Origin of the sequence: Pedobacter sp. D749 (genome assembly GCF_019317285.1) — a bacterium.
Taxonomy (GTDB): domain Bacteria; phylum Bacteroidota; class Bacteroidia; order Sphingobacteriales; family Sphingobacteriaceae; genus Pedobacter.
This window is the reverse complement of record NZ_CP079218.1, coordinates 4,778,080-4,804,227: the sequence shown is the minus strand read 5'-3', so window position 1 is coordinate 4,804,227 and position 26,148 is coordinate 4,778,080. Positions and strand designations below refer to the sequence as shown.

Annotated in this window: 20 protein-coding genes and 1 tRNA gene; 15 read left to right on the top strand and 6 right to left on the bottom strand. The window is 41.8% G+C overall.

The window, feature by feature from the left end:
• Nucleotides 1-95 precede the first annotated feature (95 nt).
• The 11 genes from KYH19_RS19635 (at nucleotide 96) to KYH19_RS19585 (ending at nucleotide 16,467) form a co-directional block, all read left to right on the top strand.
• On the top strand, nucleotides 96-9,656 hold the full coding sequence (locus KYH19_RS19635) for a CshA/CshB family fibrillar adhesin-related protein (RefSeq protein WP_219076333.1): 9,561 nt from the start codon (nucleotides 96-98) through the stop codon (nucleotides 9,654-9,656).
• Between the two features lie 35 nt (nucleotides 9,657-9,691).
• Nucleotides 9,692-10,705, top strand: coding sequence for a type IX secretion system membrane protein PorP/SprF (locus KYH19_RS19630; RefSeq protein ID WP_219076332.1), 1,014 nt, complete (start codon nucleotides 9,692-9,694; stop codon nucleotides 10,703-10,705).
• A 140-nt stretch (nucleotides 10,706-10,845) separates the two neighbouring features.
• Complete coding sequence (locus tag KYH19_RS19625; protein ID WP_219076331.1) at nucleotides 10,846-12,804, top strand: OmpA family protein; 1,959 nt, start codon at nucleotides 10,846-10,848, stop codon at nucleotides 12,802-12,804.
• A 49-nt stretch (nucleotides 12,805-12,853) separates the two neighbouring features.
• Complete coding sequence (locus tag KYH19_RS19620; RefSeq protein ID WP_219076330.1) at nucleotides 12,854-13,075, top strand: hypothetical protein; 222 nt, start codon at nucleotides 12,854-12,856, stop codon at nucleotides 13,073-13,075.
• Nucleotides 13,076-13,408: 333 nt separating this feature from the next.
• A tRNA-Asp gene (locus KYH19_RS19615) sits at nucleotides 13,409-13,482 on the top strand.
• Between the two features lie 464 nt (nucleotides 13,483-13,946).
• On the top strand, nucleotides 13,947-14,225 hold the full coding sequence (locus KYH19_RS19610; protein ID WP_219076329.1) for a helix-turn-helix domain-containing protein: 279 nt from the start codon (nucleotides 13,947-13,949) through the stop codon (nucleotides 14,223-14,225).
• Between the two features lie 398 nt (nucleotides 14,226-14,623).
• Nucleotides 14,624-15,073 (top strand): DUF6266 family protein, encoded by a 450-nt coding sequence (locus KYH19_RS19605; RefSeq protein ID WP_219076328.1) that lies wholly within the window; start codon nucleotides 14,624-14,626, stop codon nucleotides 15,071-15,073.
• Nucleotides 15,073-15,261: a hypothetical protein gene (locus KYH19_RS19600; protein WP_219076327.1), complete on the top strand. Its 189-nt coding sequence runs from the start codon at nucleotides 15,073-15,075 to the stop codon at nucleotides 15,259-15,261. Before KYH19_RS19605 ends, KYH19_RS19600 begins: the two co-directional genes overlap by 1 nt.
• Nucleotides 15,262-15,324: 63 nt before the next feature.
• The gene (locus KYH19_RS19595) at nucleotides 15,325-15,699 is read left to right on the top strand and encodes a hypothetical protein (RefSeq protein WP_219076326.1); all 375 of its coding nucleotides are present in this window, start codon (nucleotides 15,325-15,327) and stop codon (nucleotides 15,697-15,699) included.
• On the top strand, nucleotides 15,618-16,181 hold the full coding sequence (locus KYH19_RS19590; protein ID WP_219076325.1) for a peptidoglycan-binding protein: 564 nt from the start codon (nucleotides 15,618-15,620) through the stop codon (nucleotides 16,179-16,181). Before KYH19_RS19595 ends, KYH19_RS19590 begins: the two co-directional genes overlap by 82 nt.
• A complete protein-coding gene (locus KYH19_RS19585) occupies nucleotides 16,168-16,467 on the top strand; it encodes a hypothetical protein (RefSeq protein WP_219076324.1) in 300 nt (99 codons plus the stop codon). The genes KYH19_RS19590 and KYH19_RS19585 overlap by 14 nt, the downstream gene beginning before the upstream one ends.
• A gap of 52 nt (nucleotides 16,468-16,519) precedes the next feature.
• Here the strand turns inward: KYH19_RS19585 and KYH19_RS19580 are convergent, their stop codons facing one another.
• The 4 genes from KYH19_RS19580 to KYH19_RS19565 all read right to left on the bottom strand — a co-directional run bounded on the left by KYH19_RS19580 (nucleotide 16,520) and on the right by KYH19_RS19565 (nucleotide 20,313).
• On the bottom strand, nucleotides 16,520-17,044 hold the full coding sequence (locus tag KYH19_RS19580) for a hypothetical protein (RefSeq protein WP_219076323.1): 525 nt from the start codon (nucleotides 17,042-17,044) through the stop codon (nucleotides 16,520-16,522).
• A 120-nt stretch (nucleotides 17,045-17,164) separates the two neighbouring features.
• Nucleotides 17,165-17,923: a glycoside hydrolase family 11 protein gene (locus KYH19_RS19575; RefSeq protein WP_132399655.1), complete on the bottom strand. Its 759-nt coding sequence runs from the start codon at nucleotides 17,921-17,923 to the stop codon at nucleotides 17,165-17,167.
• Nucleotides 17,924-18,257: 334 nt separating this feature from the next.
• On the bottom strand, nucleotides 18,258-19,397 hold the full coding sequence (locus KYH19_RS19570) for a hypothetical protein (RefSeq protein ID WP_132399653.1): 1,140 nt from the start codon (nucleotides 19,395-19,397) through the stop codon (nucleotides 18,258-18,260).
• 22 nt (nucleotides 19,398-19,419) lie between these two features.
• A complete protein-coding gene (locus tag KYH19_RS19565) occupies nucleotides 19,420-20,313 on the bottom strand; it encodes a TssN family type VI secretion system protein (protein ID WP_121284547.1) in 894 nt (297 codons plus the stop codon).
• Between the two features lie 115 nt (nucleotides 20,314-20,428).
• Between KYH19_RS19565 and KYH19_RS19560 the strand changes: the two genes are divergently transcribed.
• Nucleotides 20,429-21,367, top strand: coding sequence for a type VI secretion system baseplate subunit TssG (locus KYH19_RS19560; RefSeq protein WP_219076322.1), 939 nt, complete (start codon nucleotides 20,429-20,431; stop codon nucleotides 21,365-21,367).
• Nucleotides 21,368-21,592: 225 nt separating this feature from the next.
• Here KYH19_RS19560 and KYH19_RS19555 read toward each other — a convergent pair whose 3' ends face one another.
• Nucleotides 21,593-23,458 carry a hypothetical protein gene (locus KYH19_RS19555; protein WP_219076321.1) on the bottom strand — a complete coding sequence of 622 codons (1,866 nt, stop codon included), beginning with the start codon at nucleotides 23,456-23,458 and terminating at the stop codon, nucleotides 21,593-21,595.
• A gap of 26 nt (nucleotides 23,459-23,484) precedes the next feature.
• Complete coding sequence (locus tag KYH19_RS19550; protein ID WP_121284544.1) at nucleotides 23,485-23,919, bottom strand: GPW/gp25 family protein; 435 nt, start codon at nucleotides 23,917-23,919, stop codon at nucleotides 23,485-23,487.
• Between the two features lie 180 nt (nucleotides 23,920-24,099).
• Between KYH19_RS19550 and KYH19_RS19545 the strand changes: the two genes are divergently transcribed.
• Genes KYH19_RS19545 through KYH19_RS19535 form a run of 3 tightly spaced genes read left to right on the top strand, consistent with a single transcriptional unit; the run spans nucleotide 24,100 to nucleotide 26,131 of the window.
• Complete coding sequence (locus KYH19_RS19545; protein ID WP_219076320.1) at nucleotides 24,100-24,612, top strand: type VI secretion system transmembrane protein TssO; 513 nt, start codon at nucleotides 24,100-24,102, stop codon at nucleotides 24,610-24,612.
• Nucleotides 24,613-24,631: 19 nt separating this feature from the next.
• Entirely contained in the window at nucleotides 24,632-25,117 is a 486-nt protein-coding gene (locus tag KYH19_RS19540; protein ID WP_219076319.1) for a type VI secretion system transmembrane protein TssO, read from the top strand.
• A gap of 33 nt (nucleotides 25,118-25,150) precedes the next feature.
• Nucleotides 25,151-26,131 carry a PKD domain-containing protein gene (locus KYH19_RS19535; RefSeq protein WP_219076318.1) on the top strand — a complete coding sequence of 327 codons (981 nt, stop codon included), beginning with the start codon at nucleotides 25,151-25,153 and terminating at the stop codon, nucleotides 26,129-26,131.
• The last annotated feature ends 17 nt before the right edge of the window (nucleotides 26,132-26,148 follow it).

Here is a 26,148-nt window from a genome sequence, read left to right as displayed (position 1 = left end):
GCCCATATGGATGATCCGTTACTAATGCCTGCATAAGTCATCTTTGCGCCCACTTAACGCTCCCCTATGTGTAAGGGGAAAGATAAACTTATCGCATGGAAAAATTTTTACTTTATTTAAAACGAAACTTACGATTTCGGTACGCAATTGGATTGCTCGTTGCTCTAACTTTTTTCGTAAACAACGCCAGGGCACAATATGCCATTGGCGGAACAGCTGGCGATCTTACCAAAGCTGTATACTGGCTTACCTGGGATAATGCTACCCTGACTGAAAAGCCAGCTGCTTTTAACAGTAACAATGTGGTAAATGGTACGTACCGCTGGATGTTCTCCCCAACAGTCCGCATTACGGCCATCATTTCTAACCGCACTACTAATGCTGGCGGAAATATGGTAGCCTATACGCCTGGTCAATATTCCGGTGATGGGCTCGACCTGATCTATTCTGGAAACGGACTTACTAAGCCCAATTCCAGAGGTGTGGTAAATTCGGGTCTTGCTACCACAACCGGCGCAACAATCAAGTTCGATATCGACGTAAAAGTTGATATCTTGATGAACGGGGTCTGGACAAATATTACTTACCCAGGTATGGTGATCGGCGATGCTGAATCTATTGATGCTGGTGGTGAATATATCCAGGGAACATCGCCTTCTTCTATTGCCTGGCAGCTGCTAAACAAGCGTACCAATGGTAACGCTAATGATGACCACTATAGAATGTTGCTCTCTAATGCAGGTAAGAAATTTAAACTTTCTGCTAACCTTACGCCAGGCAATTTTGGTATCCAGGCAGTTATGTTTGCCCACAATGCAAGCAACCTGCTGGATGTAGAGATGAAAGGTTCTGGTATTACCGCCATGGCTATCGGTTTTGTCTTGCCTTTTGATCTTGGGGATGCCCCGATTTCTTATGGTGATAAAGTTGGCCATTATATTGATAAATTTTTGATCACCGATTATTTTCCTGGTGACGGCGATTATGCCACTGTTAATTACCCTACTACACCATTAACGCCTGAGGCTACAGTGTATATCGGTTCGCCAAATGTAGATGCGGATGGTCTGGGTGCTCATGGGCCCCTGGCTAATGCAGATAACAATACGCAGAATAATGATGAAAACACGATTGATGCTTCGGCATTAGCCGACGTTAAGGTGAATCAGGCTGGGGATTATGTCATTAGATTTCCGGTTACTAATACTAAAAACGTACCTGCTGTGGTACGTGGGTGGGTCGACTTTGATGGGGATGGTATTTTTTCTCCCAATGAAATGATCAGTGTTACTGTTCCGGCCAATGCTTCCAATTATACAGTAACGCTTACTTATCCTAATGCGTCTTTTATTAATGACATCAAAACCGGGCCGCTCTATGCACGGATCAGAATAACAACAAGTACTCTAATTGATGATCCTGCTACGCCGGTAGATGAGCGAAGTACGTCGTTCGCTGCCGATGGTGAAACAGAAGATTACAAGCTGAAAGATATTATTGGTCCGTCAATTTCTGGAAATGTGATTAACGACGGAAACGGCCTGAGTGATAATCAAATCTCCGGAACAGGAATCAACACGCTCGGCGGATCTCCACTATACGCTTACTTATTAGATAACACGAATAAAATTATTGCTAAAACGCCTGTTGCCGCTGATGGCAGCTATCAATTTGCCAACCTGAATAAGGGGACGTATAGTGTGGCTATTTCTACTGTTAATGTGCCGGTAAACGGAACCAATACAATAGCTAATATCCCGCCAACAATACCCACTGGCTGGAATGCTGTAGGTGATGCGTTTGGAGTTAACAACAGTCAGACGGGGTTTGAAACTGGTGTGCCTGACATGCGGGTTACAGTAGTGATACCTGGTTTAAGCATGGATGTAACAGCGGTAAACTTTGCCGTTGATCAGGTTCCGGTTGCTGTAAACGATGGAGTATCTACTACTATAGACACTGACTTGATTATTGACGTTCTTGCAAACGATACGGATCCAAACGGTAACGCAACAATCAATAAAACAACAGTTTTACTATTTAACCCAACAACAAATACCTATAGTACCAGTCTTACGGTAGCCAACCAGGGTGTTTATACCGTTGATCCGGCAACTGGACAAGTTACCTTTAACCCTGAGCCTGCCTTTATCGGTATTGCAACGCCGGTTAAATACACGGTAAAAGACAATGCAGGTGTTGTAAGTAATCAGGGTACAATTACTGTCCGCATTAAACCGGTTGGTGTTGATGATGCTAGTTTAACTGCATTGAACACTCCGGTTACAACAGTTGTAAAATCTAACGATGGTGTCAGTGCATCGGGTACCACTGTTAGTAAAGTGGCTAATCCAACGCACGGTTCTGTTGTGGTTAATGGTGATGGAACAATTACCTATACGCCAACAAATGGTTATATCGGTACGGATACATACACCTACAAACTTACTACGGGCGATCTGGTAGATTCTGACCCGATTACGGTAACGATCACCATTGGTACCAATCCGAAAATATCTTTAGTTAAATCGATAACGAATACGGGTAGCGGTGCTGGTGGCACTTTCAAACTTGGTGATGTGATTAATTACAGCTTTAAAGTCAAAAACGAAGGGGATGTAATATTGAACACGGTCGCTTTAGCTGAAAGTCTGCCTTTTGTTACCTTAACTGGCCCTACGGGCGATACTGGTAACGATCAGTTGCTTAGTGTTAGCGAAGTATGGACTTACTCAGGTACATATACGGTTACTCAGGCTAATGTTGATGCTGGTAAGGTAACAAACCAGGCTACTGTTACTGCTAAGGATCCAATCAATACACCTGTAAGTGATATTTCGGGATCTACTGCTTTAAATGATACGCCTACTGAAACGATCATCACACAAACCCCGGTTATTAAATTAACTAAAACCGGAACTTACGCAGATACCAATGGCGATGGTAAAGTAAACCTTGGCGACAAGATCAGCTATACTTTCAAAGTTGAAAATACTGGTAACGTAACGGTCAGCGATATCGTTATTACTGACCCCAAAGTAACCGTAACCGGTGGTCCGGTAACTTTACTTCCTGGTGCAGCAGACTTAACTACATTTACTGCTTCTTATACGGTAACACAGGCCGATATTGATAAAGGTGCAGTTTACAACATTGCAACAGCAACGGGTAAAGATCCTAAAGGAAACAACGTTACCGATCAGTCTGAAAGTGGTAACCCTTCAGGTCCGGGTACGCCTCCTGTTGATCCTGCCTGTCCGGATTGTACAATTACACCACTTCCACAAACTCCGGTTATTAAATTAACTAAAACCGGAACGTATGCAGATACCAATGGCGACGGTAAAGTAAACCTTGGCGACAAGATCAGCTATACTTTCAAAGTTGAAAATACGGGTAACGTAACGGTAAGTGATATCGTTATTACTGACCCTAAAGTAACCGTAACCGGTGGACCGGTAACTTTACTTCCTGGCGCAGCAGACTTAAATACATTTACTGCTTCTTATACTGTAACACAGGCCGATATTGATAAAGGTGCTGTTTACAACATTGCAACAGCAACGGGTAAAGATCCTAAAGGAAACAATGTTACCGATCAGTCTGAAAGCGGTAACCCTTCAGGTCCTGGTACGCCTCCTGTTGATCCTGCCTGTCCGGATTGCACAATCACACCACTTCCACAAACTCCGGTTATTAAATTAACTAAAACCGGAACGTATGCAGATACCAATGGCGACGGTAAAGTAAACCTTGGCGACAAGATCAGCTATACTTTCAAAGTTGAAAATACTGGTAACGTAACGATGAGTGACATCGTTATTACTGACCCTAAAGTAACCGTAACTGGCGGACCGGTAACATTACTTCCTGGTGCTGCCGACTTAAATACATTCACTGCTTCTTATACTGTAACACAGGCCGATATTGATAAAGGTGCTGTGTACAACATTGCAACAGCAACTGGTAAAGATCCTAAAGGCAACAACGTTACCGATCAGTCTGAAAGTGGTAACCCTTCAGGTCCTGGTACGCCTCCTGTTGATCCTGCCTGTCCGGATTGTACAATCACACCACTTCCACAAAGCCCGGTTATTAAATTAACTAAAACCGGAACTTACGCAGATACCAATGGCGATGGTAAAGTAAACCTTGGCGACAAGATCAGCTATACTTTCAAAGTTGAAAACACTGGAAACGTAACAGTGAGTGACATCGTTATTACTGACCCTAAAGTAACCGTAACTGGTGGCCCGGTAACTTTACTTCCTGGTGCAGCCGACCTGTCAAGCTTCACTGCTTCTTATACGGTAACACAGGCCGATATTGATAAAGGTGCTGTGTACAACATTGCAACAGCAACGGGTAAAGATCCTAAAGGAAACAATGTTACCGATCAATCTGAAAGTGGTAACCCTTCAGGTCCTGGTACGCCTCCTGTTGATCCTGCCTGTCCGGATTGTACGATTACCCCACTTCCACAAACTCCTGTTATTAAATTAACTAAAACCGGAACTTACGCAGATACCAATGGCGATGGTAAAGTAAACCTTGGCGACAAGATCAGCTATACTTTCAAAGTTGAAAACACTGGAAACGTAACAGTGAGTGACATCGTTATTACTGACCCTAAAGTAACCGTAACTGGTGGCCCGGTAACTTTACTTCCTGGTGCAGCAGACCTGTCAAGCTTCACTGCTTCTTATACGGTAACACAGGCCGATATTGATAAAGGCGCTGTTTACAACATTGCAACAGCAACAGGTAAAGATCCTAAAGGAAACAATGTTACCGATCAATCTGAAAGTGGTAATCCTTCAGGTCCTGGTACGCCTCCTGTTGATCCTGCCTGTCCGGATTGCACGGTTACTCCACTTCCACAAAGCCCGGTTATTAAATTAACTAAAACCGGAACGTATGCAGATACCAATGGCGACGGTAAAGTAAACCTTGGCGACAAGATCAGCTATACTTTCAAAGTTGAAAATACTGGTAACGTAACGATGAGTGACATCGTTATTACTGACCCTAAAGTAACCGTAACTGGCGGACCGGTAACATTACTTCCTGGTGCTGCCGACTTAAATACATTCACTGCTTCTTATACTGTAACACAGGCCGATATTGATAAAGGTGCTGTGTACAACATTGCAACAGCAACTGGTAAAGATCCTAAAGGAAACAATGTTACCGATCAGTCTGAAAGTGGTAATCCTTCAGGTCCTGGTACGCCTCCTGTTGATCCTGCCTGTCCGGATTGCACGGTTACTCCACTTCCACAAACCCCGGTCATTAAATTAACTAAAACCGGAACTTATGCAGATACCAACGGTGACGGTAAAGTAAACCTTGGCGACAAGATCAGCTATACCTTCAAAGTTGAAAATACTGGTAACGTAACGGTAAGTGACATCGTTATTACTGACCCTAAAGTAACAGTAACCGGTGGTCCGGTAACTTTACTTCCTGGTGCTGCCGACTTAACTACATTTACTGCTTCTTACACGGTAACACAAGCGGATATTGATAAAGGTGCTGTTTACAACATTGCAACAGCAACGGGTAAAGATCCTAAAGGCAACAACGTTACCGATCATTCTGAAAGTGGTAACCCTTCAGGTCCTGGTACACCTCCTGTTGATCCTGCCTGTCCGGATTGCACGGTTACTCCACTTCCACAAACTCCGGTTATTAAATTAACTAAAACCGGAACTTACGCAGATACCAATGGCGATGGTAAAGTAAACCTTGGCGACAAGATCAGCTATACTTTCAAAGTTGAAAACACTGGAAACGTAACAGTGAGTGACATCGTTATTACTGACCCTAAAGTAACCGTAACTGGTGGCCCGGTAACTTTACTTCCTGGTGCAGCAGACCTGTCAAGCTTCACTGCTTCTTATACGGTAACACAGGCCGATATTGATAAAGGCGCTGTTTACAACATTGCAACAGCAACAGGTAAAGATCCTAAAGGAAACAATGTTACCGATCAATCTGAAAGTGGTAATCCTTCAGGTCCTGGTACGCCTCCTGTTGATCCTGCCTGTCCGGATTGCACGGTTACTCCACTTCCACAAAGCCCGGTTATTAAATTAACTAAAACCGGAACGTATGCAGATACCAATGGCGACGGTAAAGTAAACCTTGGCGACAAGATCAGCTATACTTTCAAAGTTGAAAATACTGGTAACGTAACGATGAGTGACATCGTTATTACTGACCCTAAAGTAACCGTAACTGGCGGACCGGTAACATTACTTCCTGGTGCTGCCGACTTAAATACATTCACTGCTTCTTATACTGTAACACAGGCCGATATTGATAAAGGTGCTGTGTACAACATTGCAACAGCAACTGGTAAAGATCCTAAAGGCAACAACGTTACCGATCAGTCTGAAAGTGGTAACCCTTCAGGTCCTGGTACGCCTCCTGTTGATCCTGCCTGTCCGGATTGTACAATCACACCACTTCCACAAAGCCCGGTTATTAAATTAACTAAAACCGGAACTTACGCAGATACCAATGGCGATGGTAAAGTAAACCTTGGCGACAAGATCAGCTATACTTTCAAAGTTGAAAACACTGGAAACGTAACGGTGAGTGACATCGTTATTACTGACCCTAAAGTAACCGTAACTGGCGGACCGGTAACATTACTTCCTGGCGCAGCAGACTTAAATACATTTACTGCTTCTTATACGGTAACACAGGCCGATATTGATAAAGGTGCTGTTTACAACATTGCAACAGCAACTGGTAAAGATCCTAAAGGCAACAACGTTACCGATCAGTCTGAAAGTGGTAACCCTTCAGGTCCTGGTACGCCTCCTGTTGATCCTGCCTGTCCGGATTGTACAATCACACCACTTCCACAAAGCCCGGTTATTAAATTAACTAAAACCGGAACTTACGCAGATACCAATGGCGATGGTAAAGTAAACCTTGGCGACAAGATCAGCTATACTTTCAAAGTTGAAAACACTGGAAACGTAACAGTGAGTGACATCGTTATTACTGACCCTAAAGTAACCGTAACTGGTGGCCCGGTAACTTTACTTCCTGGTGCAGCCGACCTGTCAAGCTTCACTGCTTCTTATACGGTAACACAGGCCGATATTGATAAAGGTGCTGTGTACAACATTGCAACAGCAACGGGTAAAGATCCTAAAGGAAACAATGTTACCGATCAATCTGAAAGTGGTAACCCTTCAGGTCCTGGTACGCCTCCTGTTGATCCTGCCTGTCCGGATTGTACGATTACCCCACTTCCACAAACTCCTGTTATTAAATTAACTAAAACCGGAACTTACGCAGATACCAATGGCGATGGTAAAGTAAACCTTGGCGACAAGATCAGCTATACTTTCAAAGTTGAAAACACTGGAAACGTAACAGTGAGTGACATCGTTATTACTGACCCTAAAGTAACCGTAACTGGTGGCCCGGTAACTTTACTTCCTGGTGCAGCAGACCTGTCAAGCTTCACTGCTTCTTATACGGTAACACAGGCCGATATTGATAAAGGCGCTGTTTACAACATTGCAACAGCAACAGGTAAAGATCCTAAAGGAAACAATGTTACCGATCAATCTGAAAGTGGTAATCCTTCAGGTCCTGGTACGCCTCCTGTTGATCCTGCCTGTCCGGATTGCACGGTTACTCCACTTCCACAAAGCCCGGTTATTAAATTAACTAAAACCGGAACGTATGCAGATACCAATGGCGACGGTAAAGTAAACCTTGGCGACAAGATCAGCTATACTTTCAAAGTTGAAAATACTGGTAACGTAACGATGAGTGACATCGTTATTACTGACCCTAAAGTAACCGTAACTGGCGGACCGGTAACATTACTTCCTGGTGCTGCCGACTTAAATACATTCACTGCTTCTTATACTGTAACACAGGCCGATATTGATAAAGGTGCTGTGTACAACATTGCAACAGCAACTGGTAAAGATCCTAAAGGAAACAATGTTACCGATCAGTCTGAAAGTGGTAATCCTTCAGGTCCTGGTACGCCTCCTGTTGATCCTGCCTGTCCGGATTGCACGGTTACTCCACTTCCACAAACCCCGGTCATTAAATTAACTAAAACCGGAACTTATGCAGATACCAACGGTGACGGTAAAGTAAACCTTGGCGACAAGATCAGCTATACCTTCAAAGTTGAAAATACTGGTAACGTAACGGTAAGTGACATCGTTATTACTGACCCTAAAGTAACAGTAACCGGTGGTCCGGTAACTTTACTTCCTGGTGCTGCCGACTTAACTACATTTACTGCTTCTTACACGGTAACACAAGCGGATATTGATAAAGGTGCTGTTTACAACATTGCAACAGCAACGGGTAAAGATCCTAAAGGAAACAACGTTACCGATCAGTCTGAAAGCGGTAACCCTTCAGGTCCTGGTACGCCTCCTGTTGATCCTGCCTGTCCGGATTGCACGGTTACACCACTTCCACAAACTGGTGCTTTGGTACTTGTTAAAAAGGTAACTAACGTGGGAACTGGTGTACAGGGTGCTTTCGTGTTAAACAACAACATCGAATACACCTTCACGATCACTAATACAGGAAACACAACATTGAGCAATATTGTTCTTAATGATCCTTTGATCTTTGCTGGTACAAAAGTGATCCCTGGAGCACTTGCACCAGGTGCCACGGTAACTCATAAGGAAACTTATAAAATTACAGCTGCAGATATTGATAACGGAAAGGTAACAAACACAGCAGTGGCAACGGCCAAAGATCCTAAAGGCAACGATGTGAAAGACACATCGGGTACAGATACCGACAATGATACGGCTACGGAAACACCTTTAGCTAAGCCGCCTGTAGCGAAAGATGACGCTGGTAAAACGCAGCAAAATAAACCGGTAACCGTCAATGTTCAAACTAATGATCTTCCTGGAAGCAAGCCTTTAGTGCCTGCAAGTACAACTGTGATTACCAATCCTGCTCATGGTACGGTTAAGGTGAATACAGATGGTACAGTAAATTATACACCTGATAACGGATATACCGGAACGGATACTTTTACATATACCGTCACCGATGAAAACGGTCAGGTTTCTAACACTGCAACGGTAACAATTACGGTGATTCCTTCTAAACCGATCGCAATTGATGATCATGCAGAAACGGAATACAATAAGCCGGTATCAATTCCTGTACTTACCAACGACAGGATCGACGGATCTCCATTCGACAGATCGACGGTTGAAGTTATCTCGTCTCCGGCGCATGGAACACTGGTAGTTAATGTTGACGGAACTGTAATCTATACGCCATATAGCGGCTACACCGGGAAAGATCAGTTTACTTACCGCGTAAAAGACGAGAATGGAAACTGGACCAATGTGGCTATCGCGACTATCGATGTAACGGGCTTCTTTATACCTAATGTGTTTACGCCTAATGGTGATGGAAAGAATGATCTGTTCGTAATCGTAGGTATCGAAAACTACCAACAGGTAGAAATAGCAATCTTTAACAGATGGGGTAATGAAGTATACCGTAACAGCAACTACAAAAACACATGGGACGGTCAGGGCCTAAACGCAGGCACCTATTACTACATGATCACGCTGAGAAACGGCAACGATAAGCAGATTAAAAAAGGTTGGGTTTTAATTAAAAAATAAGTATAGGCCGGGCAACCGGCCATATCAAAAAAGCTATGAAGATAAAAGGCATAAATAAATTAATACTGGTAGCAGCTTTGCTATGTTGTGGAACTACTCCGGTTCTTGCGCAGCAGAACATCCAGTTTACACAATATATTTTCAATTCATTGAGCGTAAACCCTGCTTATGCCGGTTATAAGGAGGAATGGTTTGCCCAGATGGCCCTCAGAAGCCAATGGACAGGGATTCAAGGTGCTCCGAGGACCGGGCAGATTTCTATCGATGGGGTTCTGGATCCGTATACGAAAAGAATGGGCCTGGGCTTACAGATTACGGCTGATAAGCTCGGTCCGCAATCGGCAAATTCTGCTTATGTCAATTATGCGTACCGAATCCGGTTAAATGATGAGGACACAAGAAGATTAAGTTTTGGTGTTGGTGTCGGCCTCACACAATATGGCTTAGATGGAAGCATGCTTAACCCGGTAGATGGTGGTGATCAATCGCTGCCGGTTGGTAAAATCAGCAATATCATTCCTGATGCCAGGTTTGGAGTGTACTACTCGAGTCCTAAATTTTATATTGGCGCGTCTGTAATGGATCTATTTTCTAAATCCTACGACAATGCAATCTTCCGTTGGAGTGATGGTAGTAATGAAAATATCAGGCGCCAGCGTCATATGTATTTGATTACGGGCATGTTGGTCGATCTGAATGAAGATACTAAACTGCGCCCGAGTATTATGATTAAAGAGGATTTTAAAGGGCCAACCAGTTTAGATGTAGGCGCAATGGTCATCTTCGGTGGCAAAGTATGGTTCGGTGGGGCATACCGCACGGGTGTAAAAACCTGGAAGAAAAAATATACTGATGGACAGGATCTTAGTCAATTGAACGCAATTTCAGGCATCGCCCAATTTTATGTGGACAAACGTTTTCGCATCGGCTATTCTTACGATTATGCGCTGAGTAGGCTCGGAAGCATCTCAAACGGTACGCACGAGATCACCCTCGGTATGACCTTCCCACGGAAGGATATTCGTTTACTGAGTCCAAGATTTTTTTAATATGATACTTTGTTACATCCTAAAAGCAACAGCCGGCGTGGTCTGGCTGATGTTATTATCCATCTTAGTCGTGTCGGCTTTCGTTATTGGCCTGGTAGAATTAATAGAACACATTAAGATCACTTTAACCAAAAATTAATATGAACAACCATTATAGGAAATTTAGTTTAGTCGTTGTTGTCCTCTCAATCCTGCTCGGATCGGCAAATGCTCAAGAACAACCCGGGGTCCGTGAAAGGGCTCAGATGCTTTTAAATCAATATAGCTATGCAAACGCTGCCACCCTAATCCAAAAACTGGTGGACAAGGATAATCCGCGACTTAAAGACCTTGAAAATCTCGCACTGTGTTACCGCAATATGAACGACTTTGAGGCTGCGGAAACCTGGTACTCGCGCGTTATCGCTATGCCTGAAAGTTCGGCCATCAACCTACTCTATTATGGCGAAATGCTGAAAGCAAATCTTAAATACGCAGAGGCAAAAAAGGTGTTTGCTGACTATGCCACTAAGATCGGCCTTACGCCTCAGGTGGCCTTGCAACTTGCAGGTTGCGACTCTGCCATTACCTGGATGGCAAATCCGCTCTCCTACCAGATTAGAAATGAAACGGGGGTAAACACACCGCTTTCGGAGTTCTCAGCCTACCCTGTGGGAAAACTTGTGTATTTTACCGGAGAGCCGGAAAACAAAGGATTGAACAAAACTTATGGCTGGACGGGAAATAGCTTTCTTAAAATCTATGCCTCAATGTCGGATATGGAGCATAACCTCACTAATCCTGTGGTGATAAAATCAGGCCTTAATGATGCTCCGTTTCATCAGGGACCGCTCGTATCGGACAAGTCCCAAAACGTTTTTTACGTTACCCGCACTTACACGGGCAGCGAGGGTGAAGTGGGTAAAGCTGGCAAACGAAAATATAAAACAAGTAACCTCGAACTTTATATTTACACTAAGAATAAGCAGACGGGGAATTACCAGGTGCAGCCTTTTGCGTATAACAAACCTAAAGAATACTCCGTGGGTCATGCAAGTCTGAGTTCCGACGAAAAAACGCTGTATTTTGTGTCTGATATGCCCGGAACATTGGGCGGAACAGATATCTGGTATAGCGACCTGCAGTCTGACGGTACCTGGGGAAAACCTATTAATGTAGGGCCATCGGTAAATACTGCTGGCAACGAAATGTTTCCTTCGGTAAGTGAAACTGGTACACTATACTTTTCTACAGACGGATTGCCCGGAATGGGCGGCCTGGATATTTTCAGCAGCAAGGGTAATAAATCCAACTGGACGAAAGCAGTAAATTTAAGGTATCCTGTTAACTCTGCTGCAGATGACTTTGCTTTCTTTACCACCGGGCCAACCCCCGATGGAATTACCGGATATCTGGCATCTAACCGTAAAGGTGGACAGGGTTCTGACGACATCTATACGTTCAACTATTCCCGTCCGAAAATTATTCTCGCGCTACGTGGGGTAGCGTTTAACAAGAAAACTCAGGAACGCCTTTCTGATGTGACAGTTACCCTGTCGAAGGACGGATCAGGTATCGTAGCAAAAAAAATCAATGAACAGGATGGTACCTTCTTCTTTCAGCTTGATAAAGAAAGCGACTATAAAGTGCTTGGAACCAAAATAAAGTTCTACGCAGACTCAGCAATGTTAACCACAAAAGGGCTGACAAAATCAGATACTTTATATGCCGAATTGCGCTTAGAGCCGTTGTTTGAAGAGGGTAAAACACTGAGACTTGCGAATATTCATTACGACTTTGACAAGGACAATATCCGGGCTGATGCGGCAAAAATATTGAATGAACTGGTCCGCACCATGAGGGACAACCCTACCCTGGAAATTGAACTTGCTTCTCATACAGATAGTCGTGGTGTAGATATCTACAACTTGGACCTTTCTCAACGGAGAGCAAGATCTGTAGTCAATTACCTGGTAAGCCGGGGTATCGCGAGAAGTAGGATGACTGCCAAAGGCTATGGCGAAACACGTTTGCTTAACCGCTGCTCAAATGGCGTGAGCTGTTCTACAGCAGAACATCAGCAAAATAGAAGAACAGAATTTACCATTTTAAAATATTAGTAATAACACTTTCCTACCTGGCACACCAAGGTAGGAAAGCTTGTAAATTATGGATGATAAAGCATTAAAAGAACTAAGAGCCCGCGTCTGTTTAAAAGCCGGGCTAAGTTCTGTTACTTCCTGGGATTGCAGATTTTTGTCGGAAGAGATTTCTAAGAGCACTAAAAAAATGATCAGCGCAACTACCTTGAAAAGATTTTTCGGCCTGGTAGCCGTAAAATACAAACTATCAAAATATACGCTAAGTATATTGGAGGAATATGCAGATTAACGTTTAATTTCATCAGCAAACCGTCCTTGTTTCCCATTTTGTTTTTTTGAACGAGTAATCTTCGGGATACGAGAGGGGACAATCTGTTGAGCTTATGTGTCCGAATGAATATAAAGATGAGTATGCTTATTTAAGACCTGCTTGATAGCAATATTCTCAGTGATATAATCATTTTTGTTAAATAATCATTTTGATTAAAATATGTAGAATGAGGCTCAGTGTGTTACGTATTTATTAATTAAAAAGTCGGTTACTATAGTGATAAACTGAATATAGTGTATATATTTGCAGTCCCGAAAGGGAAAGAGGTTCGAACTTTAAAGAAGAACAAAAGGAGTGGTAGTTCAGCTGGTTAGAATGCCTGCCTGTCACGCAGGAGGTCGCGGGTTCGAGTCCCGTCCATTCCGCGAAAATAGTTTATATTTAACTAAAAACCTGTAAATAAAATGTTTACAGGTTTTTTCGTTTTCTGAAAACTCCAAATTATTCATTTTTTCGGATTAAGCAAAAGGTAAGCGATTCAGTGAGCACATAAAACCCATATTACCGTAGATGGAATCCCGAAAGAAACGTTAACAAAACGTAGCCTTAGCCGGGGCTGCCCATGACTTTGGGAAAAGTTGTCGCCCCAATGAATTTGAATTTACATATCTACCATTAACTTGAATTTTATTGGGATTGTTAAACAGCTTTTGGTGCTGTTTGGCGCTAAAATTTACAGGTAAAAACCGTATTTCTAACCGATTTGAGCCGCTTCAGTGCTATGGGTTTAACTGCTTGAATGTCAGAATAGAAACCTCTTTCGGATCTGGTTGAGGAACGCCTCATCAGCCTTTCGCAAAATGGTTTCGTGTTTTAAATTTTACGCCTTATGAATAACCTTGAAGCGCTGGTACAGGTAATGTACAATATTTACCTCGTACTCAACAAAGAACAACTCACCTTTACTTTTATCGATCTTTTCGGCGACCCTGATGTGCAACTCACCCGCCAGCAGGTTAAAGATTACTTAAACATTAGCGAAAGCACGTACAAACGTAAGGTAAAAGATGGCACGTTAAAGCCTGTAAAACTACCGGGTGGCGATCGTTTTTACCTGAAGGATCTGCTGGCCGCCTACCTGGAGAGCCAGCGAAAAGGCCGTATCTGAAGAAGACAGCATAAGACATTGTTTACCCTTTCTTTACCAGTTGTTTACCCTTTCTGTACACCAAGTTAACCCCAGGGTTACCCCATGGTTACCCCGGCTTTACCCTTTGGTTACCTAAAAGGTAAAGCCGGGGGCTGTTTTGGCCGATCAGTTACACTCGTTATGGTTATGCTGCCCTTAAGTTGGCTGCCACAAGTTCCCACGGTTTATACACCACGAGCTAGCTGTGACGGCCCATTTTAGCTCACAATCCCTGCAAATTGGCTCAATTTAGCTCATTTCAGTCCAAAATAAGGTGATAACGCTGCCAGGCCGCTAAGTTTGAGCATGGATTTAAACATACCGGTATAAACAGAAATCCTTTGATACAAACATTTTTTCAATAAAAAACAAAAATTATGGCAACTTATTCAAAAGGCGCAAATGGCGCATTCTCTGGCAAAGTAGGCAGTGTAATTGGCAGCAACTGGCGCAGCATCGATTACCTGAGGGGCTTGCCAAAAAAAAGCAGCAAACCCAGTACCGAACCCCAACTGGCCCAGCGTGCTAAATTTGCGCTCGCCGCGCTCTACCTGAGCCCTATTAAAGACATTTTAAACATTGGCTTTAAAGATAAACAGCTGAACAAAATTACAGGCTACAATGCAGCGGTAAAAATCTTCTTAAACCAGGCGGTTAGCGGTAGCTACCCGGATTTTGTGATCGATTTTTCGCAGGTGGTGGTTAGCAGAGGTTCGCTTTCGGTTTTTCATGGCCTTAATGCAAGCCTGCAAGGGGCAGATCTGGTACTGAACTGGCAGAGCATTTTAAACGCTACAATTCTTTTACCGATGACTCGCTTACTGTAGTGCTTTTTAACGCTACCAAAAGCATGTACCTGGTGTACGAAGACGCGCAGCGCGCCGCAATGACTTACACCGCGGTAATTGGCGCCGGCTTTAGTGGTGATGTTTTTCATGGGTGGGCTTTTGCAGTGAAACGCGATGCCATGGCCGTGGCAAACAGCCAGTACCTGGGTACCTATACCATTCCTTAGTTTAATTCATAACCCGCCCAAACCATGCAATGTTGCAGGTTTGGGCTATTTAACAGAAAAGATATGAAAACATTAAAACTGGCTTTAACGGCGCTAACGCCAAAAAGGCAACTACTCGAAAAACTGATGCTGGCCATCATCTTAATTCTAGGCTGGCTTACCCTCCCTAATTTATTAAGAACCTTCGAACCTACCGCTGCCCTGCTCGATGCAGGTATTTGGCAGCTAATTTTGCTTGGCCTGTTGTGTTATGTGGCCCTAATGCAAATTTCCTGGTGGCTTTTGTACCGCTTTTGGCTCAGCCTTGGCCTGCTTAATTTAACAGATATGGTTTTACGATTTAAACAACTCACATCATGGCAACAGTTAAGATTTTTTTGGGCATCGTTTGCTTTGCTCTTTTTAGCGGGCATAGCCTGCCTGGCCGCTATAACATAAACCAGGCGCCGAACATGGCCATGCCAGATAGGGCAAAGCTGTTGTGCATTGCAAAAAACGAAGTAGGTGTGCGCGAACTTTCCGGACACAACGATGGGCCGCGGGTAGCTACATACCTGCGTTATACAGGTGTTGAACAGGGCAGCCCCTGGTGTGCGGCTTTTGTAAGCTGGGTTTTCGGCCAGGCCGGCTACGCCGCACCACGTACACCTTGCAGCCCGGCCTTATTTCCATTCTATAAACGCACCAAACAGGTACGCCCCGCAGTAGTATTCGGCATCTACTTCAGCCACCTGAAGCGTATAGCCCACTGTGGGTTTGTGGAACGGCAGGAAGGCGGTTGGCTGATTACCATTGAAGGGAATACCAATATGGAGGGCAGCAGGGACGGAGATGGGGGGTACCGGAAACGGCGGTCAATAAAAGCCATCAAATACTTCGCCGATTGGACCAATAAGAAAGGAGTGGATGATGAAAACTGAGTTAAACCTATTGATGGCTTGTTGTATGGTACTTTCGGCATGCGGCGCCTTAAAAAGCAAAAAGTCTTTGCATACCCAAGAACTTCAATCATCCAGCCATAACGAGGAAAATACCAATCAGCAAGGCTGGGCAACAAGAAACACCCTTTTGCTTGATACCAGTAATAGCGAATATGTGGTGCAAATTACACCATTGGGGAAATTTTTCTACAATGCTGAAAATGGAGGGCTGGTAGTGGCACTTGGCCTGGCTTACTGGCTAATAAGAAAATGGCGCTTCGCCTGAAAATTAAGATGCTCCCTTTAAACAAAGTTAGGGGAGCATTTAATTCATGTTATTATCTATTTGCTGATTTTTTTTTCAACAGTTCTTCGTATGCCGGTCCCTGATCTTTTTCCGCACCATTAGCAATCTTTATTCCGGCTTTCTCAAACTCACTGATTAATCTTTTATCGAAATCTGCGATGTATGATGCAAATGATAAAGAATCTGTTTGTTCAGGAATTGTTTTAAAAGGAATATTCGGTTCTTTAAACCTGTGCAAAACGGCTTTAGTACTATCGTTTCCTTCCAAAAGAATAGAGTCACCGTAGTTTGTAATCTTGGCAACATAATCTTTGGTAAGGTATTTTAAGGAATCATTTTCTATTTTATAAGGAAGTTTGAACCGGCCCACTTTTTGATTATAGAAAACTACATTTTGCGAATCAATATCAAATTCGCTATATCCATTTGCTGTGGAAAACCGATGCCATTTTCCGATCAGTGATTTTTTATTTCCATCTATTTTTTTAGGATTTGACGAATTGCAGGCGGCGAGGATAAAAATGAAACAAGCAAGGAAATAAAGTATGGATCTCATGGTAACTAATTGTTAAATAATAAAAGCATTTTTAATCCAGGTAAGTGATCAGAATTACTTACAGTACATACTGCCGGCAATAGCCGGACAGTATGTGGTTGTGACCTTTTAAACAAATGTTTACTGTGCCCAAATGGTACAGTTGATATTGCCATTCGTATTAGAGCCCCATGTTTCTGAAACCATAATTGCAGGAATATTTAACTGACCAAGCGTATATCCGTAACTTTGCCATTTGTTGTAGTGGTTGGCAAAAGTAATAACGTGATTTTGTCCGGTAGAAGTTTTTGTAACCCTTGAGCTATAAATCTGTCTAAAACCGTCACCACCGTCGATATTTTTACCTGTCATCCATCGGGTCCATACATTATAAGCAGCACCATCGGAGTTAAATGTTCCCAGGAAAGTACCGGTATGAGGTGAAACCGAACCCCAGGTTTCATTCACATAATACTCATAATAAGGGCTTCTGCTCCATCCGTACCAGCCAAAAGTACCACCTCCGGAGTTTGAATAAGTGCTCAGGTTATAGCCTATTTTATAGGTTGTTGACCCTACCGAATAACCTTTCCCGCTGGTAAAATTACCGTTAAACCCGTTCCAGTTAATGCTGTAATTTCCGGCGGCACCATTAGCATAATTGACTGTGCCGGTTGCTCCGTCACTCTTCCAAAGCGACCAAAAGAAGCCGTTATGTGTACCCGATTGGTAGGTTTCTACCGTTGCGCCTGGTTTCGTAGAAGCAGTAACTGGCACTGGCGCCATCTTTTCGTCTTTTTTACAGCCTGTTAAACATGTAGCGCTTGCAAACACCAAGGTTGCAGCCACAACAAAAGTAACCTTCCTGGTTACACTTGTCAGTGAGTTTTGTTTTTTCATATAATGATATTGGTTAGGGAAGCAAAGTAAATGTATTTAGGTCTGATGAATGACTAATAATCGACAAATTTGTAATACAAATGTTCATACTTCGATTGTCTTCTTTGTTTTATAGTGCTGTGGCTGTTTTGTCTTGCCATTACTTGTCATTGATGCAAAGCAGATGTGAAAGCCAAATAATGGAAAAGCAAGATTGCCATTCAAAAACGTTGTCATGGAAGAAGATTGGACAAAGCAGTGTATAAGTCAGTGAATAGCTTTTTAATTTATATTAAAAAAGCTGTACCCGGGTTATGGGTACAGCTTAATTACAAAATTTACTCCGAGAAATAATTTAATCCAGCAAAGTCCAGGTTTTTCTGGCTTGTACCTGTTGTACAACCTGCTGTTCGGCAACCACAATATTTTCCTTGCGCTGCCCGATATATTCTAATCCACTCAATTTATTCCAGAGGGCTACCAACACATTCATAAATTCGTTGGCCATTACCATGCTGTTGTTAATCTGTTTATGATCGTAAACCAATTCAATGGTTTTAGCTAAAAGCTCTTCAAAGTTTCCTGGAGTTACATCTTTCCACTCGTAAAAATATTTAAGCAGCTCTTCCCGTTCACGCGGATCTATCAGTTTTATAGCTGTAAAAAAGATATGTGCCAGACTAGAAAAGTAACCTGCTAAAACAACAGGCGATTCGCGGTGTGCAATGTTTCGGTATTCGTAAAATAAACCTGCAATATAATCTACAATCTTTTCAGAAATCAGACGGATATTCTTACCAAGAGGAGTAATATTATCGCGGCCTGCTGTTTTATCAATAATCTTAAATGCAGCCAATTGTAAATCATTCAATAAAACACTGAATGACTCATAATACCTGATTAATGCCGGATGGCTTGTTATGGTTGAGCTTGGCGGGATATAATTATTGTTGATCGATAATCTGCCATTCTCATAATAAACCTGTCCAATTGTTAGAAAATAGCTGTCTGCTGTTTGCGAACTCACTTCACTTTCCGGTAAAACAGCGATGGAATAGCTTTTAGTGAGTTCAGGGTAGCGAATCGGGCTTTCTTCAGGATTTGGTGTGCCAGCGGGCGCCCGGTTAAACGGACTCACTACCAATAAAATAACGTAGTTACGCGGCTCCGACTGCCCAAAATAGTGGTTGTGTACCAGCGTGTCCATATTATCCGATTGTACAATATCAATGTGGCAACCTTCAGGTGTAATGGCATTACAATACCTTACCCTCACCTCTATATGGTTAGTTGCTTTTTCGATAATTTCGATATCATGCGAACTTTTATAACCCGCAAAAGGGGGTAAAAAACCGTAATTGCTATTGTTTAAATGTAGAGAGGCGGCATCGCGTACAAAGTCCTGCAAGTAGAGATCACTCAAGGTAAAATGATCACTGGAGAGCTTCATGCCATTAATCCAGTTAATGGATTTATATTTTAGCGGCTTTATCATGGTAGATGTTTTTAATTATAGATTAGATAAAGATAGCACTTTCTCCAACTTCATTTGGTTTGTTAATATTTTCAGATACCCGTTTAGCGTAAATCGTCATTTTTTCGGTAATTCCGTTTTCAATGATATCCAGATCCGGATCAATAAAGATATTCCGTTTAAAGAAGGAAGTTTTAATAAAGAAAATCCATTTATAATTTTCCATATCGTCGCTCCTGAATTCCACCGGACTTTTGGCAAACTTTAAATTATAATCGTCGATAAACTTGTGGAACCAGATCCCGAAGTTCATGTTTTCTACCGCTTTTACCTTTACTTTCAAAGGCTCCGGATCACTGCTTTTTTTATAAAGCTCAAGTTCCAATACCAATAAACGGTTAAAGTCTACATGGTCCATGTTAATATCCAGTGGCGTATCAGGGTATCTCCAGATTTTGTAAATTTCAGACGGAATCTCCAATAAGGAAACATAGGCCCACCAAAAAATAAGTGGCACAAAGAAACAGGCAATACTGCCCGCACCGAACCACCCAAAGTTTACCGCACTTAACCAGTTAAATGCCAGTTGGAATAAATAAACAGATAAAATAGTCGAAATTAATGTGGCAAAAAAGATAAAAACTTTACGCTCCAGCATATCCTTCGGGTAGTATTTGGTTAACAGGTAAACGAAAACCGTTCCCATTAAAAGGTAAAATATACAGCAGATAATGTAACCCCAGGGCATAAAATTGAAGTTTAGAAAGCCTAAAAAACCCGGGATGGCCAAAATAATGCCAATTAACAGAACACTTACGATGAGTCGTTTGTTATTGAGAAACTGGTTCTTCTTGTTAATGATAGAAAGCACCGCTGTTGATACCATGAAAATCAGCGGGAATAAGAGAAAGCGGATAAAAAATGATTGAACGTCCATTAAATTTTTATAGATGTGATGTACTACAAATATAGTATCTTAGTATTTGATTATAATTGTTATTTTTTCGATAATTAAAATTTAACCTATAACAAAAATGAAGCCTTAAAGTTTAATGAAAAAAGAAACTTTGATTAATAACGAACTATTTACAGATTATAAGGCCGTTGCCCACGCCGCCGACCTGATAGAACGTAAGGTGATTGATGCCGATCGGATCGAAATTATCCCATTGGGGCCTGATAAACGTGCATTTGCGAAAGATATCGAAAATGCCAATACTTATTATTCTGAAAAAAGAAGGCACGAACGTATTCGTATCAATACCAACCGTGAAGGTTTGTATGATATGTTGCCTGAGGGGCTTTTTCACCGTCCACCAACCGGTAGTGCGGGCATGGATGAGGAGTCGATGGTCAAAGACATCAGAGACAGGAGGGAGGAAGAAAAAGAGGCCAGGTTATTTTTTACGCCTTTTGATGCCGAGATCAATTATGTAAGGATCATGACCGAGCTATATGAGAATATGCTCGATAAAAAAACAACCTATTCCGATTTAAGTCAGATTTTTGAATTTGGCTGGGATGAGTTTAATCTGCTCAATAAAGAGCAGAGTATTATCTGGATGCACCTGCTGCCTGAGATTCAGCAGAAACGAAACGACATCGATTTTGTATCGAAGGTGCTAACCGCATTATTTAACCTGCCACTTACCATTGTCGATGCTACAGCCAATATTACCCCGGTAAAAATTGCTGAAGACATGCAGATGGAATTGGGTGGGAGCGCACTTGGTATTGATACCATCATAGGCGATAGTTTTACCCCCGAACACGAAGCGTATAACATTAATATTGGCCCTACTTTGCCACAGGAACTAATTAAATTTATCCCCGGACAGAAAAACAGGGCCATTTTGGATATGGCTATCAGTTATTTGATGCCTGTTGATGCCGAAGTAAATGTAGAGCTCCTTACCGCACCCGATTATCAGGAAACAGTATTGAGTGAGGGTGGTGAAAGTGCTTACCTGGGTTATACGGTATATCTTTAACTAATAATGGCCTGCGGCAAGCCGAGGAAGGTTGCCCTTGCGAGGCACCAAACAATTCCACACGATCGATATTTTCATAATACCGTCGGGCAGAGTGCAATGAAGTCAAGAACCACAATTGCTCAGCATAGCTAAATCTGTATATATAGATCTCTCCACTTCGCTTTGCTGCGGTCGAGAGGACGACTTTTGTATTAGAGCGGATTATAGCCCACATCAAAAACTTTAAACCACCTTGTACATCGTCGGCTTCAACAGCAAGCGATAATGTATATTCATGGTGCTTCTTAAATTTAATTTTGCCAGTGTCAAACTCAACAGTTCTTCCCAGTCCTGTGTGCTTAGGTTCAGCTGATCTGCAGGCTCGATCAGAATATCGGTCGTTTTAATAAAACCCGCATTCGGTTTATTGTCCATAATCAAACCTTTGGCAAGCGTAATGCCCTTTAACTTATTGCCCAGTTCGTAACGGCAAAAATTGATCACATCGGCTTTCGTAATAATCCGGTCGGCAGTGGTTAAGCCATATTTATAAGCCTGCACCCGGTTGGTGGAATTCAACCGTGACCGGCCGCCTTTTGTTTGGCTTAATAAAAAGATACTTTCAGCATTTACTCTATTGTTATCGTATACCACTAAACGGCTACCCGCATTGATGTGGTTGGCTTCTTCGGCCTGGGTAACCCAGATATCCAGAAATAAAATGTCCGCATCATCAATCGGTTTTAATACAATGTAGCTTGGCAACTCTTTAATATCTTTCAGCGCCGAACGACTTTTTTGTTCAATCAGGGCAATATTCTGCTCCAGGTTTTTAAGGATGGTACTTAAAAAATCAGGTCCATAAGCTGTAAAAGCTGCTTTTTCATCCCGTAAGAGCTCAAAAAGATAATCAACCAGTTCTTTTGCATTCCTGGTATCAAAACGCTCTGTTCCTCCGTATCTGATCGAGAAAGAACCATCGCCTTTTTCATTCTCGTTGGTGTATGGAATTTCGTTATAACTTTTCCCTTTATTATCCTTCAGGTTTTCTACCGCGAGCATCTGGTCAAGCGATTCCGTTTTAATCGGGATAATATTTTTCATTGTTTTAAGCCGGTGTTTAATCTGGCTTAACCGTTTATTAACTACCGGGAACGCGTTGATATAAATATGAAGCTCGTTCAGCATTTCCTGGTTTATCGCTGCCGGAAAAATTACTTTAAGCCATTTTACCGAATTGTCGATCTGGTTTAAAACCGCTGGCTGGAACAGGTTTGAAAACGCTGGAGGGAGTTCCCCGCTTTCGTCGATATTGAAGTCGTTAAGATCGCCCAGGGTAATAAACCTATTGCTGTAAAACTGTAAAACATCTGCTTTAATCAGATTAAGCAATTGCTTGTGATGAAAAGGTGCCTGTACCTTACCCGTTAAAGGCTCGTCCATAAAACGTTCAGTATAGGCCGCGAGTTCATTATTTTTGTAGAACCATTTTCCCAGCGAGAGCAGATCATAAGTGTTTTCAGGTACCGAATAATTTTTCCAGTCGAAAAATAAGTTCAGTTTATTAAAATCCATCCAGTCTTTAATTCCACTAAAACCGATATACATCGTGTTTTTCTCTACCGAAGTACCGGGAAGTGTATTGTGAATGGGCTGTTTACCCAATTGTTCTACATTAAACAGGGTATTTCCGGTAACAATATATTTTATAGCAGCATTATTTACTTTTACGGTATGCAGCGGACTAAAAAAAATATCGGTTTTTTTTGCCTTATCGTTTTCCTGAGGGATGTTTTTCTTAAATGCAAACTGCGAATAAGGGGAAAGATAATCCTGCTGCTCAATCGGTCTGGCATGCATAATGGCATGAGCAGGTAACGAAGAAGTTAAATGATCGGGGGCTAAAATGCGGCTGATCTTATCAAAAATCCTGTTCTCTAAATTTTTAACATCATTGGCAACATTAAAAAGCTCGTTGCTTAAGGCTTCAATAATCAGCCTAACCAGCGGATCGAAGTCGTTACTGTCTTTAACATTCCAAAAATCTTCGGCATTTTTTAAAATTCTATTTCGGATTTCATCTTTCGATGAGTAAAAAACTGGTTTCATGTGTAGGATATTTGGGGCGTTTTAGATTAGGTAGATAGCGGGCTGAGGAATAATGCTGTATTGAAAAAATATTTTTCGCCTGTCGTTTTTATCAGTGCCCGTACACTAATATCAACCTTTTTTTTGATCTCTGTTATCTTACGCAAAGGATATACATTTTCTACTTCCGTAATGCGCACTTCAACCGAAGTATTATAGATCCTGAACTCATAATCGGTAATGGATTTAAGCAACGATTTGCGGAATTTTTCCTCCCAGAGGCTTTCACTCACGATTAATTCGAAATCAAGGTCCCATATTTCACAGCCAAAGTCGTTGCGAAACCGGTGCTCCCCATACCGTGTGAAAATGATCAGTTCGATATGGTGCGAAATCGATCTTCCAAGGTCAGTTGGCTGAAGCCCAGTACCTGAGAAAAGAGACTTAAATCTGAAGGGTTTGTTGTAAAAATTTTCAGACATAAAGGGTTTGGCTTAAAGTTTGCTAAAAGTAAAAGAAATAAAATCGTTTTTATTATCAAACAACAAATATTAAAAATTGTTATAGACAATATTAATTTGAAAAAGTTTGAGTGATTTAAGGTGAAAGAGATGTCAGATTAATATGATAACTAATGCTATGTAAAAACTATTTAATGCTCTATGAAACCCATCAATGCCATCGAAATCAGAACTTCCTATACGAGGTTCATTATCAACTTTGTATTTCTAACGCTTTTTTCCATTCTCTGTATTTATCTCTTTTTTGCCGCATCAGACTATGAATATACTCTGCTTGATAAAAAGGTAAAGGAAAGCGATAAACTATCTTACCTAAGAAAAGATATCAATACAAATTTTGACCTTATTCAGGTCCGTTTCAAAGAACTTGCCCAATATCGCGATTATAATGCAAATGAAATGAGCAAGCAAAGTATCCTGCTTAGTGATATCCAGAGCGCTAATAATAAGATAAAAGAATTAATTTCTAAAAAAACAGAACCAAGTCCGAGTTTCGATCTGTACGGAAAACTAAACAATAATGTTGGTGCAATGGCCGATTTACAGGATTCGCTTTTCCAATCAAGGAGTGATATCCAGCGGTACAAAGAACGTATAAACGAGTGCCAAAAGGCAAACCAATCTGCAGCACAAAGAATTAGAAACGGTAGGTAAGGCAAGTAATTAAAACATCATGATTAAAATAAGCATAAAAGAAAGACGTGAACAATTCTTGTTTTTTACAGCGTTGTTCGTTTTCACTGTTGGGCTTTTGAGCTTTGGGATTTTTTATACCGATAAATCGAAGTACGAAATTTCTAAAACAGAACTTGAAGTTAAGATTAACGAGAACGAAGCATTCGAAAATATGGTGAAAGAAACCATGCCAACTATTGATACTACATTTAAACAGATCACACGTTATAACCCAAATGTGCAGGCCGTTTTTTTAAAGAACGATATCCAGCTTTCATTAGGTTCAATCAAAGCTGCGTTTGACCGCAAGGCATCAGATTCACGCTATAAAATCTTTGTTCACACTGCACAGTTATACGATAGATTATTTTACGATAGACAAGAACAAAACAGAAATATTTCAGATATTGAGCTGCATAAAAAGCAGTTAGATGATTGCATTACCAACAGACGGCAATTACAGCAAACAATATCTGCAAGATAAAATACCAAAACAACCTATAAAAAAACGCTACCTATGTCTGACACAAACACCAAGCAAGTTAATTCAAATTCGCAAGGCTATGTTATTCTCTACATCCTGCTGGCTGTACTGCTCTTAACAGGTCTGATCTTTTTATTTAAAAGTTCATTGTTCGAAAAAAGGACAATTGATGCGAGAATCCTTAAGGATGAAATTTATTTAAACGAAGATTTAGTTTTTACCGATAATACCCCAAAGGCCTCGAAATGGTTATGGGAATTTGGTAATGGCGAAAAGGCCACAACAAAAACAGGTTCGTACCATTACACCAAACCCGACACCTACATTGTACGCTTAACTGTTGATGGGGAACTCCGCCAGGAATTTCCGGTTACTGTACGCGATACCGTTCATACAGTGGCTGTAGATAGTGTGTTAACCATTAGTGGCCCTACCGCTGGTTTGGTTAACGAAGAGATCAGGCTTGAGGGTGATGGAGAAGGAAAAGACTTCGAATGGTCCTTCGGCGAAACTGGCCGTGTGGATGTAAAAGGGAAAACAGCCTTATACACCTACCGCACACCAGGGAAATACGTAGTTCGTCTTCGGTCGGATAAAGCCCGTAAGCCCGCTTTTTTAACCATTTTAATTACTGATCCAAATGCCGAAATCGTAGATGACCTGGTTGCTCCTGGCGATGGAGAACGTAAAACCATTGATGATATCAGAGCACGCCTGCAAGCCATTGCAAACGGAGCTGATTTTAATGCAAATTATTACTATCTCATTAACAAATACATGTGCAGCAACGAAAAAGTAACTGTAAATGTAGAAATGAATGGTAAGAAAAAACAGACTGATATTTATTCGTACTGTATGGGGCTGACTTTTGGAGGAGAAATAGCGGTGGATGAAGCACAATTGACCATTAAGCCCAACTCTACCTGTGCAAGTTTATTAAATATTAAACAACACTCAGGAACGGCCCAGCCTGAAGCAACAGCAGCTACTGATGCTCCGGCAAAAACAAAATAGATTAACATCTTAACCTA